Raw genomic sequence first — 15675 nt, 5'->3', positions numbered from 1 at the left:
CCAGTACTGTCGGAAAGCGCGCCGCCGTTAAGCGGCGCGAGGGGAGGTCTTAAGAGAATTAGCTGAACAGAGAGTAGAAAATCGCGGAGATGGCAATCAGGCCCATAATCACAACGAAGACGTTGCTGATGTGGCCGCTGTATTTGCGCATGGCCGGAACTTTCTGGATAGCGTACATCGGCATCAGGAACAGGATCATCGCGATAATCGGGCCGCCCAGGGTCTCAATCATGCCGAGGATGCTCGGGTTCAGCGTGGCCACAATCCAGGTGGTGACCAGCATAAACAGCGCGGTCAGCTTGTTCAGTTTGTTGATTTCGATGGTTTTGCCTTTGCCGCGCAGAGACTTAATCACCATGCCGTTGAAACCTTCACGAGCGCCCAGATAGTGGCCGAGGAAGGATTTGGTGATAGCGATCATCGCGATGATCGGCGCCATCCAGGCGATAACCGGTGCGTTAAAGTGGTTCGCCAGGTAAGACAGAATCGAGATGTTCTGCTCTTTCGCCGCCGCCAGGTCTGCCGGAGACAGGCTCAGTACGCAGCTGAAGACGAAGAACATAACGGTCAGCACCATCATGATGTGAGCGCGCGCCAGGATGCTGGAGCATTTCTTCTCAGCGCCTTCGCCGTACTCTTCACGCTTCGCGACCGCGAAGGAGGAGATGATCGGCGAGTGGTTAAAGGAGAAGACCATCACCGGGATCGCCAGCCACAGGGTCATCAGCAGACCGTTACCGGTTGTTGTCGCGCTGCTCAGCGACAGGGTTTCCAGCGCCGCGCCGTTCCACTGTGGGATCAGATACAGCGCCAGGATCATCAGCGCGATAACGAACGGGAATACCAGGATGCTCATTGCTTTAACGATCATCTGCTCGCCGAAACGAACGATGGTCATCATGCCGACAATCAGGATCAGGGACAGAATGGCGCGCGGCGGCGGCGTCATGTGCAGCTGGTGCGCCATGAAGCTTTCGACGGTGTTGGTGATCGCCACGCTGTAAACCAGCAGAATCGGATAGATTGCGAAGAAGTAGAGCAGAGTAATCAGCTTACCTGCACCCACGCCAAAGTGTTCTTCAACCACTTCGGTGATGTCTTCACCCGGGTTTTTACCGGAAAGCACGAAGCGGGTCATACCGCGGTGTGCGAAGAAGGTCATCGGGAAGGCCAGAATAGCCATGATAATCAGTGGGATCATACCGCCGACGCCGGCGTTGATTGGCAGGAACAAAACGCCCGCGCCGATCGCCGTGCCGTACAGGCCCAGCATCCACATGGTATCCGTTTTGCGCCATCCGCTGCGGGTTTCACCCGAAACGATAGTGCTGGTTTGTGTGGTTTCCATCTGTATCTCCTGGAGGAATCAACAAAATCTAGTAAATAAAAACGATTAAATAATATGAAATTCGTTGCTTTACGGTTTTTTAGAAATTTTCTCCGTAACAATTGGGCGGCAAGATACATTTATATGGAAAATACATCAGTGATCGGGATCCCAAATGCAATAATCCACTTTAAATCTGAACGTTTTTAGCCCAACAGTCTGTTTATGGTGATCAGCCAGATAAATGTGGCGCGAAGGCTATCATTTGCAGCACATGAGATAAAAGCTCTGTTACCAAATAACGAGGTTTTTGCTGCAAAAAAGTGATGTAAACGACGTTTTTTCGCCATAATGTTATTTTTATGGTGAATTTTATTGCTCTTTTTGGAAACGCAAACGATTGGCTATGTGGAAACTCTACGAATCATTAATTAGAAAAATTAATTAACTGGAAATTGCGGGCGGGAGTACCCGGGCAGGGTATCGACCGCCGCCCGGGAGAGGTATCACGTTATCAGGAGCAGATTTCATAGCACGGAATGTAGGCGCTGCCGCCCGGAAGCTTCATGCGGTGCTGGGCAACGAAGCCCTGCAGCAGATCGTCCATGCGGCGCATCATTTCCGGATCGCCATGCAGCTTGTAAGGGCCATATTTCTCGATGGCCTGAATACCGACTTCTTTCACGTTGCCGGCGACAATACCGGAGAAGGCGCGACGCAGGTCGGCGGCCAGCACTTCCACCGGTTGGTCCGGATAAAGTTTGAGATTAGCCATATTGTCGTGCGTTGGCTCAAACGGCATCTGCAGGTCCGGCGAAATACGAATCGACCAGTTGAAGCTATAGGCGTCATCGGTTTCGCGGCGGCTCTCTTTGACCAATGGCATCGCTTTTTTCATCTGGCGCGCCACTTCCGCGGCATCGTCGATAATAATGCGGTAGTGGCGGCGAGCCGATTCGCCGAGGGTATGAACGATGAACTCGTCCAGCACGCGGAAGTAGTCGGCGCTCTCTTTCGGCCCGGTGAGGATAAGCGGCAGCACCTGTGATTTGTTATCCGGATGCATCAGGATGCCCAGCAGATAAAGCAGCTCTTCCGCAGTACCCACGCCGCCCGGGAAGATGATAATACCGTGGGCGATGCGTACGAACGCTTCGAGACGCTTTTCGATATCCGGCATGATGATCAGTTCGTTGACCAGCGGGTTTGGCGGCTCAGCGGCGATAATGGAAGGTTCGGTCATGCCGATAAAGCGGCTGTCTTTATAGCGCTGCTGGGCGTGGCCGACGGCGGCGCCTTTCATTGGCGCTTCCATGGCGCCTGGCCCGCAGCCGGTGCAGATGTTCAGTTCGCGCAGGCCAAGCTGGGTACCGACGCGGCGCGCGTACAGGTACTCATTTTCATTAATAGAGTGGCCGCCCCAGCAGACAATCATATTCGGCGCTTCGCCGACGTGCAGCGCGCGGGCGTTGCGCAGAATAGAGAACACCAGGTTGGTGATGTGAATTGAGCTTTCGAGATCGAGATTCGGGAAGCGGACGGTGTTGTGGATCTGCCCGTAGACGAACAGGATATCGCGCAGCACGGCAAACAGGTTGGCCTGCAGGGAACGGATAATACGGCCATCGACGAAAGCGTCTTCCGGCGGGTTGATCAGTTCCAGCTTCACGCCGCGTTCGCGGCGCAGCACGTTAATATCGAAGTTTTCAAAACGAGACAGTAGCTCCTTGCTGTTATCGGTCAGGCTCCCAGAGTTGAGCACAGCAAGCGAGCAGTTGCGAAAGAGTTGATACAGGTCACTACTGGCGGTGCGTTTAAGCATATCCACTTCCAGCTGTGACAGCATATCCATTGAACCAAGCGGGCTAACGTGTGTAATCAAGTGAACTCCTTACAGGACGATTATCGTCTTCCTGTGATTACAATAGCCCTGGCCGTAGTCTTTCCACAACCTTGCGTACGCGTTAACGCACGCAAAGTGTGAAAAATTTCGCTTATTGCCGCGCCAGACGGCCGGTTGCCGGCACGAATTCACCGTTGCTGCGCCACGGATTGATGTCCAGGCCGCCGCGGCGGGTGTAGCGAGCGTACACGGAAAGCGATTCCGGACGGCAGAAACGCAGCACATCATTAAAGATGCGTTCGACGCACTGTTCGTGGAATTCATTGTGGTGGCGGAACGACACCAGATAGCGCAGCAGTTTTTCGCGATCGATTTTCGGCCCGCGATATTGAATCTGTACCGAGCCCCAGTCCGGCTGGTGGGTGATCAGACAATTCGATTTCAGCAGATGGCTGACCAGCGTCTCTTCGACGACTTTACCGCTGGCCGCGTCCTGCAGGTAGTCGGCGCTGAACTGATAGTTATCAATCTCGATATCCTGATCGTCGATGCAGGCGCCATGCAGATGGGCGACCGGTTGCCCTTCCAGCTCATCGAGTCGGTACAGCGAAACCTTGACCTCGCCCTGGGCGCAGGCGCTGAGATCGCGGGTCAACGTCGCCTGGACTTCCTCCCAGTCGGCGAAGCGGGTCTGGTTGAAGCTGTTCAGGTACAGTTTGAAGCTTTTCGATTCCACCAGATTGACGGTGGTATCGCTCAGCTCCACGTAGCCGACGGCGACCTGCGGCAGGCCTTTGGCGTTCAGCCACGACAGCTCGTACAGCGTCCAGATATCGGCGCCGTGGAACGGTAGATTATCAGCGTGCAGGCCGAGCGGGTCGCGGTTCAGGCTGCGCGGCACGCCCTGCAGCAACGAAGCGTCATAGGTATCGCGGTAATCCGTTGATTTACCGAGCGTCAGGCCGGCCAGCGCCTGATGATTATCGTAAGAAGACATGTTTCACCATAGTAAAGCGGGTACACTATATGCCAAGTGTATCCTGTCTAACGTGAAGAGAGAAACCGGTGGATCATCAGACCATAGAAGCGCTGCAATCATTTACCCAACGTTACTGCGATGCCTGGCAGCAGCGTTATGCCAGCCTGCCGCGCAGCGAAGACCTTTATGGCATCCCATCTCCCTGTATTAGCGCCAGTGAAGACGATGCCGTTTTCTGGCAGCCGCAGCCGTTTACGTTAGAACACCATCTCGATGGAGTTGAACGAGCGCTGGAGATTGTGGTACAACAGCCAATTCATAGTTATTATACCACTCAGTTCGCTGGCGATATGCACGCCCGCTTCGCGGCACAGAACCTTACTTTGCTGCAGGCCTGGAGCCCGGATGATTTCCAGCGAGTGCAGGAAAACCTTATTGGTCACCTGGTGGTGCAAAAACGCCTCAAGCTATCGCCGACGCTGTTTATCGCCACGCTGGATAGCGAACTGGAGGTTATTTCGGTCTGCAACCTGAGCGGCGAAGTCATTAAAGAGACGCTCGGAACCCGAAAAAGAGAGACCCTTTCTCACTCGCTTGCGAGTTTCCTGAATCAGCTTGAGCCCCTTCTGTAATCCATTTACCCTGGTGGTTTGTGAGAGATCTCTTACAAGACCTGTAAGAGATCGTCATCATTTTCAGCAATTTTTTACGTAGTGATTACATCTAACTTATTGTTATAAAATGATTTGGTAATTATGTGGTCTTTTAGTTTGGCCACTAATCTTAAGAGATTGTCGTAGTAAGTCTTGTAAGAAGAGGCGGAATCAGTGATCCTATGTACGTCGACAGGAAGTCGCAAATGAAGAGAACATCAGGATGATGGCTCTTCTACAGGACCCGCCAGGATGGCGTTGCAAGGACAGGCTTCAGGATGAGGCAAGGATAACGCAGGAACGCGTAAAGGACACCTCCAGGATGGAGAACGAGAGCCGCTCAGGATGAACGGTGGATCAGGAAGATCTGGACACACTTAGGGATAAGTTATTTCACATCGGGGTGGTGTGAAAGCAGGATGCGCTAGTTTATGGATGAACTTGGTCAGGAGACCTCAGGAAAAGTTTTCAAGGACGAGCAGGGAGCACCAATGTAGCTGGAATGCTGCAAAACGAACCGGGAGCACTGTTTATACAGTGCTCCCTTTTTTTATTTCTCTCGCGGATTTGCTATCCTGCGCCCGGTTTACAATTCATCGAGGTTTCCCCATGACCCTTCACGCTAGCGTGCGCGATCGCTTGCACGCCATTGAAGCGCTGCTGCGCGAAACAAACCACTGGCAGGAACAGGCGCCGGATAGCAGCGCTTTCGCCAGCGAGCAGCCGTTTTGCCTGGACACGCTCGAGCCGCTGGAATGGCTACAGTGGGTGCTGATCCCGCGTATGCATCAACTGATTGCCAGCGGTATGCCGCTGCCGCAGAACTTTGCCGTCGCGCCCTACTACGAGATGGCGCTGGATAAAGCTCATCCGGCGCGCGAAGCTATCGTGGCTGAACTACTGCTGCTGGATGCATTATTCGCGGACGAAAACGCCTGATGCTGGAGATTATTTATCAGGACCAGTGGCTGGTGGCGGTGAATAAGCCTTCCGGCTGGCTGGTGCACCGCAGCTGGCTGGATCGCGATGAGAAAGTGGTGGTGATGCAGACCGTGCGCGATCAAATCGGCCAGCACGTCTTCACCGCTCATCGTCTGGACCGGCCGACTTCCGGCGTGCTGCTGATGGGATTATCGAGCGAAGCGGGCAGGCTGCTGGCGCAGCAGTTTGAACAACACCAGATGCAAAAACGCTATCACGCCATCGTTCGCGGCTGGTTGACTGAAGAGGCGGTGCTGGATTATCCGCTTGTAGAAGAGCTGGACAAAATCGCCGATAAATTCGCTCGTGAAGATAAAGGCCCGCAGCCGGCGGTGACCCACTATCGCGGACTGGCGACGGTAGAAATGCCGGTCGCCACCGGCCGTTACCCGACCACCCGCTACGGGCTGGTGGAGCTGGAGCCGAAAACCGGGCGTAAACATCAGCTGCGTCGCCATTTGGCCCATCTGCGCCATCCGATCCTCGGTGACAGCAAACATGGCGATCTACGGCAAAACCGCAGCGCCGCTGAACATTTCGGCTGCAATCGTCTGATGCTGCATGCCAGTCAGCTATCGTTAACACACCCGTTTACCGGCGAGCCGCTAACGATTCGCGCGGGTCTGGATGATGTCTGGATGCGCGCGCTGTCGCAGTTTGGCTGGCGCGGGCTTCTCCCGTTAAATGAAAGGGTTGAGTTTGCCGACGACAGCAGTCAGGATGAGAGTATCGCGGATAATCCAGGGAGATAATCACTATGGCAGAAGTCGGAATTTTTGTCGGCACGATGTATGGAAACTCGCTGTTGGTCGCCGAGGAGGCGGAAGCCATTCTGAGCGGGCTGGGGCATAAAGCGACGGTATTTGAGGACCCGGAAGTGAAAGACTGGGAATCCTATACCGGCAAATACGTGCTGGTCGTGACCTCGACCACCGGGCAGGGCGATCTGCCGGACAGCATCGTTCCGCTGTATGAAGGCATTAAAGATATGTATCAGCCGCATCTGCGCTACGGCATTATCGCGCTTGGCGATAGCACCTACGCTAACTTCTGCGGCGGTGGTAAAACCTTTGATGCGCTGCTGCAGGAGCAGGGCGCGCGTCGTATTGGCGAGATGCTCACCATCGACGCCAGCGAAGACCCGGAACCAGAAAGCGTTTCCAACCCTTGGGTAGAAGCGTGGGCTAAACTGCTCGAGTAATCATGTTAAGTACGCCCTCTCCCTACGTAGAGGGCGCGCTTAAGCCGCCAGTGGCCGGATAAACGGTCAGGGTTATCTTAACGTTCTCCATCGCGCCCGGCTTCGGGCATCTGCCTGATAACCACTTCATCGTTATGGCTTTTTTCTTTGCGTTTCCCCGGCGTCAAGAGAGCCGATTCACACTCTGAAGGTAATGTCGTTCATCGACCCATCAGCGGGCGACGGTTTTCCATTTCCGTGAACTACTCCCCACAACCTTAGGCATACGCCACAAACTAACGCAGTATCACCCGCTAAAGCTGTGTATATGCACGGTGAGCCCGCCGACGCCTCTTTTTATACTTTTCCTGCCAGTGACAAAAGCAGTACGCCAGATATAACGAAAAAAACACTAACACGTCATTCTGATTACCCTACAGGTTGTGCTGTTCAGAATGAACGTAGCTAAACGCTATGATTCAGGAGTACAACAATGAGTTCATTAAGTCAGGCTGCGAGCGCCGCTGAAAAGCGCACCAATGCTCGCTATTGGATAGTGGTGATGCTGTTTATCGTCACATCCTTTAACTATGGCGACCGCGCGACGTTGTCGATTGCCGGTTCTGAAATGGCCAGGGATATCGGCCTCGATCCTGTTGGCATGGGTTATGTTTTCTCCGCGTTTTCATGGGCCTATGTGATCGGACAGATCCCAGGCGGCTGGCTGCTTGACCGCTTTGGTTCTAAACGCGTCTATTTCTGGTCCATCTTTATCTGGTCCGTGTTTACCCTGCTGCAGGGCTTCGTCGATATCTTTAGCGGTTTTGGCATTATCATCGCGCTGTTTACCCTGCGCTTCCTCGTCGGCCTTGCCGAATCGCCCTCGTTCCCTGGCAATAGCCGGATTGTGGCCGCCTGGTTCCCGGCGCAGGAGAGAGGGACGGCGGTATCGATTTTTAACTCCGCGCAGTATTTTGCCACCGTTATTTTCGCGCCGATTATGGGTTGGTTGACCCATGAAGTGGGTTGGTCGCACGTATTCTTCTTTATGGGCGGATTGGGTATTGTCATTAGCTTCGTGTGGCTGAAAGTGATCCACGATCCCAATAACCACCCAGGCGTTAACCAGAAAGAGCTGGACTACATCGCCGAAGGCGGCGCGTTGATCAATATGGATCAAAAGAGCAGTGCGCAGAAGGTGCCCTTTAACGTCAAAATGGGCCAAATCAAGCAACTGATCGGCTCGCGAATGATGGTCGGAATCTATATCGGCCAGTACTGCATCAACGCGTTAACCTACTTCTTTATCACCTGGTTCCCGGTTTATCTGGTGCAGGCGCGCGGCATGTCGATCCTCAAAGCGGGCTTTGTCGCATCAATCCCGGCGGTGTGCGGCTTTGTCGGCGGCGTGTTGGGCGGGATTATTTCCGACTGGTTGATGCGCCGTACCGGCTCGCTGAATATCGCGCGTAAAACGCCGATCGTACTGGGTATGCTGTTGTCCATGACCATGCTGATGTGTAACTACGTCAACGTGGAATGGATGATCATCGGCTTTATGGCGATGGCCTTCTTCGGTAAAGGCATTGGCGCGCTGGGTTGGGCGGTAATGGCGGACACCGCGCCGAAAGAGATTAGCGGCCTCTCAGGCGGTCTGTTCAACATGTTCGGCAATATTTCCGGCATCGTCACCCCTATCGCTATCGGCTATATCGTCGGCACCACCGGCTCTTTCAACGGCGCGCTGATTTACGTCGGTATCCACGCTCTGGTGGCGGTACTCAGCTACCTGGTGCTGGTTGGCGATATCAAACGTATCGAACTTAAACCGGTTGCGGGGCGTTAATCATGAATACCCAATCCAGCCCAATCGTTACCGAAATGAAGGTGATTCCTGTCGCCGGGCACGACAGCATGCTGATGAACATCGGCGGCGCGCATAACGCCTGGTTTACCCGCAACATAGTGGTGTTAACCGATAACGCCGGGCATACCGGCGTCGGCGAAGCGCCCGGCGGCGAAGTCATCTACCAGACGTTGGTCGATGCCATCCCCCAGGTGGTTGGACAGGAGGTCGCTCGCCTCAACCGCGTCGTGCAGCAGGTACATAAAGGCAATCAGGCGGCGGATTTCGACACCTTCGGCAAAGGGGCATGGACCTTCGAATTGAGAGTCAATGCGGTGGCGGCGCTGGAAGCCGCGCTGCTCGACCTGCTTGGCAAGGTGTTGAATGTCCCGGTCTGCGAACTATTGGGGCCGGGCAAACAGCGTGATGCGGTGACCGTGCTGGGCTACCTGTTCTATATCGGCGACCGCGAAAAAACCGATCTGGGCTATCTTGCGCGGACGCCGGGCGACCACGAATGGTACCGTCTTCGTCACCAGCAGGCGCTGAATAGCGACGCGGTGGTGCGACTGGCGGAGGCGGCGCAGGATCGCTACGGTTTTAAAGACTTTAAGCTAAAAGGCGGCGTGTTACCTGGCGAGCAGGAGATCGATACCGCCCGCGCGCTGAAAAAACGCTTCCCTGACGCCCGCATTACCGTCGATCCGAACGGCGCCTGGCTGCTGGATGAAGCGATTACGCTGTGTAAAGGTCTGCAGGATGTCCTGACCTATGCCGAAGATCCGTGCGGCGCGGAACAGGGATTTTCCGGCCGGGAAGTGATGGCCGAGTTCCGTCGCGCCACCGGGCTGCCGGTGGCGACCAACATGATAGCCACCAACTGGCGCGAGATGGGGCATGCGGTCATGCTCAACGCCGTCGATATTCCGCTCGCGGACCCGCACTTCTGGACGCTCTCCGGCGCGGTGCGGGTGGCGCAGTTGTGCGATGACTGGGGGCTGACCTGGGGCTGTCACTCGAACAACCACTTTGATATCTCGCTGGCGATGTTTACCCACGTCGGCGCCGCGGCGCCGGGCAATCCGACCGCAATCGATACCCATTGGATTTGGCAGGAGGGCGATTCGCGTCTGACGCAAAATCCGCTGCAGATTATCAACGGCAAAATCGCCGTGCCAGACGCGCCGGGACTCGGCGTGGAGCTGGACTGGGAACAGGTGCATAAAGCTCATGAGGCCTATAAGGCGCTGCCAGGCGGCGCGCGTAACGATGCAGGCCCGATGCAGTACCTGATTCCCGGTTGGACATTCGACCGTAAACGCCCCGTTTTCGGCCGTCATTAATTAAAAAGGATTACGCTATGACTACATCATCTTCAACGCCAATTGTGACTGCCATGCAGGTAATCCCGGTTGCCGGGCATGACAGCATGCTGATGAACCTCAGCGGCGCGCACGCGCCGTACTTCACCCGTAATATCGTTATCATCAAAGATAACTCCGGGCATACCGGCGTTGGCGAAATCCCCGGCGGCGAAAAGATCCGCCAGACGCTGGAAGACGCCGCGCCGTTGGTGGTGGGGAAAACGCTGGGCGAGTACAAAAATGTGCTGAGCGCCGTGCGTAACCAGTTTGCCGACCGTGATGCCGGCGGCCGCGGCCTGCAAACGTTCGATCTGCGCACCACCATTCATGTGGTGACCGGGATTGAAGCGGCGCTGCTGGATCTGCTGGGCCAGCATCTGGGCGTGAACGTTGCTTCTCTGCTTGGCGACGGCCAGCAGCGGAGCGAAGTCGAAATGCTGGGCTACCTGTTCTTTGTCGGTAACCGCCACGCGACGCCGCTGGATTATCAAAGCCAGCCGGATGAACAGTGCGACTGGTACCGTATTCGTCATGAAGAGGCGATGACGCCGGAGGCGGTGGTTCGTCTGGCGGAAGCCGCTTACGAAAAATATGGCTTCAATGATTTTAAACTGAAGGGCGGGGTGTTGGCCGGTTTTGAAGAAGCCGAAGCGATCAGCGCGCTGGCGAAGCGTTTCCCTGATGCGCGCGTGACCCTCGACCCGAACGGCGCCTGGCTGCTTGATGAAGCCATCCAGATAGGTAAACAGCTGAAAGGCGTGCTGGCCTATGCGGAAGATCCTTGCGGCGCTGAACAAGGCTTCTCCGGCCGCGAAGTGATGGCCGAATTCCGTCGGGCGACTGGGCTGCCGACCGCGACCAACATGATCGCCACCGACTGGCGGCAGATGGGCCATACGCTGTCGTTACAATCGGTGGATATTCCGCTGGCGGATCCGCACTTCTGGACCATGCAGGGCTCGGTGCGCGTGGCGCAAATGTGTCATGAATTTGGCCTGACCTGGGGTTCGCACTCCAATAACCACTTTGACGTGTCGTTGGCGATGTTTACCCATGTAGCCGCGGCGGCGCCGGGTAAAATTACCGCTATCGATACCCACTGGATCTGGCAGGAGGGCAACCAGCGTCTGACCAAACAACCGTTTGAAATCAAAGGCGGTATGGTGCAAGTGCCGACGGCGCCAGGTTTGGGGGTTGAGCTGGATATGGACCGCGTGATGCAGGCTAATGAGCTATATAAGAAACATGGCCTGGGCGCTCGTGATGACGCCATGGCGATGCAATATTTAATCCCGAACTGGACCTTTGATAACAAACGTCCTTGCATGGTTCGCTAAGATAACGCCGACCCTGTTGGGGTCGGCAACTGCCGGTCGCCGGGGTTATTCATATTAAGGACACTTATGAAGATAGTGATCGCGCCGGATTCTTACAAAGAGAGCCTGAGTGCGCTGGATGTCGCTACCGCGATAGAAACGGGGTTTCGCGAGATTTATCCCCATGCGGAGTACGTTAAAGTCCCGGTAGCCGACGGCGGTGAGGGTACCGTTGAGGCGATGGTTGCCGCGACGCAAGGGCATATCGTACAGGTCAGCGTTACCGGGCCGCTTGGCGAACCGGTCGAAGCCTTTTATGGCCTGTCCGGTGATATGCGCTGCGCCTATATCGAAATGGCGGCGGCCAGCGGACTGGAAAGCGTGCCACCCACGCGACGTAATCCGCTACTGACCACCTCCTGGGGAACCGGCGAGCTGATTCGTCATGCGTTGGATGCAGGGGTTTCGCAGATTATTATTGGTATCGGCGGTAGCGCGACCAATGACGGCGGCGCCGGTATGGCACAGGCGCTGGGGGCGAAATTGTTGACCGCTGGGCAACAGCAAATTGCGCCTGGCGGCGGCGCGCTGGAGACGCTGGCGCGGATCGATCTTAGCGAGTTGGATCCGAGATTGGCGGATTGCCGGATTGATGTCGCCTGCGACGTCACCAACCCGTTAACCGGCCCGCAGGGGGCAAGCGCGGTGTTTGGCCCGCAAAAAGGGGCGACGGCGGCGATGATTGAGCGTCTTGACCACGGCCTGCAACACTTTGCGCAGATTATCGCCCGCGATTTGGATATCGACGTGCTGAGCCTGGAAGGGGGCGGCGCGGCGGGTGGTATGGGGGCGGCGTTGTATGCGTTTTGCGGTGCCAACCTGCGCCCGGGAATTGAGATTGTGACCGACGCGCTGGGGTTGGCAGAGCTAGTGGCTGATGCCGATTTGGTGATTACCGGTGAAGGGCGTATCGATAGCCAGACCATTCACGGCAAGGTACCGGTGGGGGTGGCGAAGGTCGCGAAACGCTTCAACGTGCCGGTGATTGGGATTGCCGGCAGCCTGACCGCCGATGTTGGCGTCGTGCATCAGCATGGTTTGGATGCGGTCTTTAGCGTGTTGTATACCGTCTGTACTCTGGAAGAGGCGCTGGCGAACGCCGCCGCCAACGTGCGGATGACGGCACGTAACGTGGCCGCGGTATTGCAGATGGGCGGTAAGCGGTAACCCGGCCGGCGCAGTGGTATTTGTAGCCCGGATAAGGCGCGTAGCGCAGCGATCCGGGAACCCTCCCCGGCGGCGCTTACGCTTACCGGGGCTACCAACCAAGTACCGGACCGTGGCGCCGTGATTCGGAACACCGAATCACACTCCCATCTTGCACGCTTCGCGGGCGACGTTATCCATCTCGTCTAACAGTTCCAGCAGTTCCGGCTCCAGCTCTTCCGGCGCGGTACCGGCGCGCAACTGGCTTTCAAGGGTATGGCACAGTTTTTTCAGCCGCGGTACGCCGCTGTAGCTGCAGCTACCGTGCAGCTTATGGATTAAATCCAGCAGGCCTTCCGGCGTCTCGCCAACCAGCTGTTCTTCAACTTTATTGCGCACCTCCGGCATAAAGGCGAGCAGCATTTGCAGCATCTCCCGCGCGAGGTCTGGTTTCATGGCCGCCTGACGCAGCGCCAGCTGCCAGTTGAGCGTGACGTTATGATCGATAACCGGCTCCACCGGTTCAGCGATTTGCGGGGCGGCGACGTGCATGCCGGGCTGATAGCGCAACAGCAGGGTGCTGAGCTTATCTTCTTCAATCGGCTTCGCCAGATAATCGTTCATCCCGGCGGCCAGCAGTTTCTCGCGTTGCCCCTCAAGGGCATGAGCGGTCACCGCGATCACTGGAGTTTGCTGCTGATGCGGGAGCTGGCGGATCAATTCGCAGGCGCGAATACCGTCCATATCCGGCATTTGAATATCCATCAGAATGAGATCCAACTGCGACTGTTTGGCCTGCTCTACGGCATCCTGGCCGCTATCGCACAGAATGACATGCTGCACCAGATCGTCCAGCAGCGCGCCAATAAGCTTAAGGTTGGCCGGGTTATCATCTACCGCCATTACCGTCATCGCCAGTTTATCGCTATCGATATAGGGCTGTGGCACCGGCGGCTGCGCGCGGCAAGAGGCCATCAGCACCGGGAAAAGCCGCGTGGAGGTCAATGGTTTAAGCAGGCAGGCGGTAACACCGTTTCTTTTCAGCTCTTCGGCGCTAACCTGCGCGTGGCAAGGTAGCCCCAGCACCAGGGTTTCGGATAGCGAGCAGGCGCGGACCAGCTTATCCCGCTGGTTGCTGAGATCGCGCATCGACACCGGAATACCGGCCAGTAAAATATCGTAGTGCGCATCCGGCAGCGCTGATAGCGTCGGGCTGTAGACCACTTCCAGCGGCGTGGTCGCCAGCAGTTCCATCGTGCTTTGCGCGGCGGTAGCATTGGCTTCAATGTAGGCCAGCTTCTTGCCCGCCAGGCAATGGGTATCGAAACCGTCAGTAATGGCGTTCGGATTCAGGTCAAGACTGATATGGAACCAGAAGGTGGAACCGCGGTTCGGCTGACTATGGAATGAGATATCGCCGCCCATCTCTTTGACCAGCCGCTGGGTGATAACCAGCCCCAGGCCGGTGCCGCCGTGGCGGCGCGAGATACTGGCATCGGCCTGGCGGAAGGCCTGGAACAACCGCGACTGATCGCGTTCCGGAATGCCGATACCGGTATCATGGATCTGTACTTCAATTTGTACTCTGGAATTGCTTATCGCCCGCTGTTCAACCAGCACATCAATATTGCCGTGCTCGGTGAATTTAATCGCATTACCCACCAGATTGGTGATCACCTGCTGCAGGCGCAGCGGATCGCCAATCACATTATCCGGGACATCATTTTTGATGTTGAGGGTGAGCTCAAGGCCTTTATCGTGCGCCGAATGTGCCAGCAAGGTCACCACTTCATCCAGGGTATTGCGCAGCAGGAAAGGAATGCTTTCCAGAATCAGCTTGCCCGCTTCGAGCTTGGAGAAATCCAGCACGTCATTGATGATGGCCAGCAGATTATTCGCCGAACGTTCGATGGTGGTCAGGTGGTCGCGCTGGGTAGCGTTGAGATCGGTTTTCAGCGTCAGGCGGGTAAAGCCAATGACGCCGTTAAGCGGGGTTCGTAGCTCGTGCGACATATTGGCAAGGAACTCGGACTTGATGCGCGCGGCCTCCTGGGCACGCTTTTTCGCCAGATCCAGCTCGACGTTCTGAATCTCCATCTGCTCCAGCGTTTCGCGCAGATCCGAAGTCGCCTGATCGACATTGTGCTGCATCTCCTCGTGGTATGCCGCAAGCGACATCGCCATCGAGTTAATGCCGTTTTTCAACATATCCAACTCGCCGAGCATAAAACCTTCAACGCGGCTATCCAACTGGCCGCGGCGGATGCGGTCAACGGTGTTGACCATATTACGAATCGGCCCGGTCACGTCGCGCATCAGGCGCCAGCCGAAAATCAGCGCAATGCCGATACAAAACAGCATCATGACGCTTGAGATAAATATCTCTTTGTACTGCTGCAGGCGCACAGATTTAAGGTCGAGCTCCAGCGCCACATAGCCAAGCATGTTGCCCGGCATTTTAGCATCGCTTTCCGGCGACTCATCGGGCAGATAGCTTTCTGACACAATAGGCGTGCGCAGCACCATAATATCGCCGTGGCGGGTGACGCTCAGGCGGCGAGGGAAGGGCGCGCCGCGCGGGAGCTGTATTTCTCGCGGATCGAGCTGGAAGTTAGAGGTAACGAACAGCCGGTTTTTAGCATCATAAATGGAAATGGCCCGCACAATATCGGAATGGCGGCGGTGAAGCACGCTGATAAGTTGGCCGATCGCCTCGCGATTTTGCAAATTCATACCGTATTCGCTGGATACCGCCAGCGGTTCAATAATACTGGCGCCGGCATCTTCCAGCTGCCGCTGCAGGTCGTTATAGCGGTGGGCGACGAAGAAAATACTGAGCAGCAAACCAATCAAAACGGTCGGCGCCAGAATAAGAATCATCATGCGAGCACGTAGGCTGTAGTTGGTCATGCGGTTCCATTATGGGAGAATATACATATCAACCTTCAGACGGCTTCTGCATTGGTAGCCCGAATGATTT

General features: G+C 55.9%; 12 protein-coding genes. 8 read left to right on the top strand and 4 right to left on the bottom strand.

The window, feature by feature from the left end; all coding sequences use genetic code 11:
* Positions 1 to 58: 58 nt before the first annotated feature.
* The 3 genes from PGR79_RS05730 to queF all read right to left on the bottom strand — a co-directional run bounded on the left by PGR79_RS05730 (position 59) and on the right by queF (position 4167).
* Positions 59 to 1348: an HAAAP family serine/threonine permease gene (locus tag PGR79_RS05730; protein WP_087858603.1), complete on the bottom strand. Its 1290-nt coding sequence runs from the start codon at positions 1346 to 1348 to the stop codon at positions 59 to 61.
* Positions 1349 to 1841: 493 nt separating this feature from the next.
* Complete coding sequence (ppnN, locus tag PGR79_RS05725) at positions 1842 to 3209, bottom strand: nucleotide 5'-monophosphate nucleosidase PpnN (protein WP_045397613.1); 1368 nt, start codon at positions 3207 to 3209, stop codon at positions 1842 to 1844.
* 112 nt (positions 3210 to 3321) lie between these two features.
* Entirely contained in the window at positions 3322 to 4167 is an 846-nt protein-coding gene (gene queF / locus PGR79_RS05720) for an NADPH-dependent 7-cyano-7-deazaguanine reductase QueF (protein ID WP_087858602.1), read from the bottom strand.
* A gap of 68 nt (positions 4168 to 4235) precedes the next feature.
* On the opposite strand from queF, the gene syd reads away from it, so the two are divergent.
* The 8 genes from syd (at position 4236) to PGR79_RS05680 (ending at position 12716) form a co-directional block, all read left to right on the top strand.
* Positions 4236 to 4781, top strand: coding sequence for a SecY-interacting protein (syd, locus tag PGR79_RS05715; RefSeq protein ID WP_032712431.1), 546 nt, complete (start codon positions 4236 to 4238; stop codon positions 4779 to 4781).
* 630 nt (positions 4782 to 5411) lie between these two features.
* Complete coding sequence (locus tag PGR79_RS05710; RefSeq protein WP_113372950.1) at positions 5412 to 5741, top strand: YqcC family protein; 330 nt, start codon at positions 5412 to 5414, stop codon at positions 5739 to 5741.
* The gene (truC, locus tag PGR79_RS05705; RefSeq protein WP_113372949.1) at positions 5741 to 6535 is read left to right on the top strand and encodes a tRNA pseudouridine(65) synthase TruC; all 795 of its coding nucleotides are present in this window, start codon (positions 5741 to 5743) and stop codon (positions 6533 to 6535) included. Before PGR79_RS05710 ends, truC begins: the two co-directional genes overlap by 1 nt.
* A gap of 5 nt (positions 6536 to 6540) precedes the next feature.
* A complete protein-coding gene (locus PGR79_RS05700) occupies positions 6541 to 6984 on the top strand; it encodes a flavodoxin (RefSeq protein ID WP_087858601.1) in 444 nt (147 codons plus the stop codon).
* 472 nt (positions 6985 to 7456) lie between these two features.
* Positions 7457 to 8809, top strand: a complete 1353-nt coding sequence (locus PGR79_RS05695; protein WP_087858600.1) for an MFS transporter — start codon at positions 7457 to 7459, stop codon at positions 8807 to 8809.
* A 2-nt stretch (positions 8810 to 8811) separates the two neighbouring features.
* Positions 8812 to 10152 carry a glucarate dehydratase family protein gene (locus PGR79_RS05690; RefSeq protein ID WP_113372948.1) on the top strand — a complete coding sequence of 447 codons (1341 nt, stop codon included), beginning with the start codon at positions 8812 to 8814 and terminating at the stop codon, positions 10150 to 10152.
* A gap of 17 nt (positions 10153 to 10169) precedes the next feature.
* Positions 10170 to 11510 (top strand): glucarate dehydratase, encoded by a 1341-nt coding sequence (gene gudD, locus PGR79_RS05685; protein ID WP_213793482.1) that lies wholly within the window; start codon positions 10170 to 10172, stop codon positions 11508 to 11510.
* A 66-nt stretch (positions 11511 to 11576) separates the two neighbouring features.
* Complete coding sequence (locus tag PGR79_RS05680) at positions 11577 to 12716, top strand: glycerate kinase (RefSeq protein ID WP_087858597.1); 1140 nt, start codon at positions 11577 to 11579, stop codon at positions 12714 to 12716.
* 138 nt (positions 12717 to 12854) lie between these two features.
* Here the strand turns inward: PGR79_RS05680 and barA are convergent, their stop codons facing one another.
* Positions 12855 to 15605, bottom strand: a complete 2751-nt coding sequence (gene barA, locus PGR79_RS05675) for a two-component sensor histidine kinase BarA (RefSeq protein WP_087858596.1) — start codon at positions 15603 to 15605, stop codon at positions 12855 to 12857.
* Positions 15606 to 15675 lie beyond the last annotated feature (70 nt).

This window comes from Klebsiella sp. 141161 (genome assembly GCF_050600815.1).
Taxonomy (GTDB): domain Bacteria; phylum Pseudomonadota; class Gammaproteobacteria; order Enterobacterales; family Enterobacteriaceae; genus Klebsiella; species Klebsiella aerogenes.
Note: the sequence above shows the minus strand (reverse complement) of the source record. Positions and strands in the feature narration are given on the sequence as shown.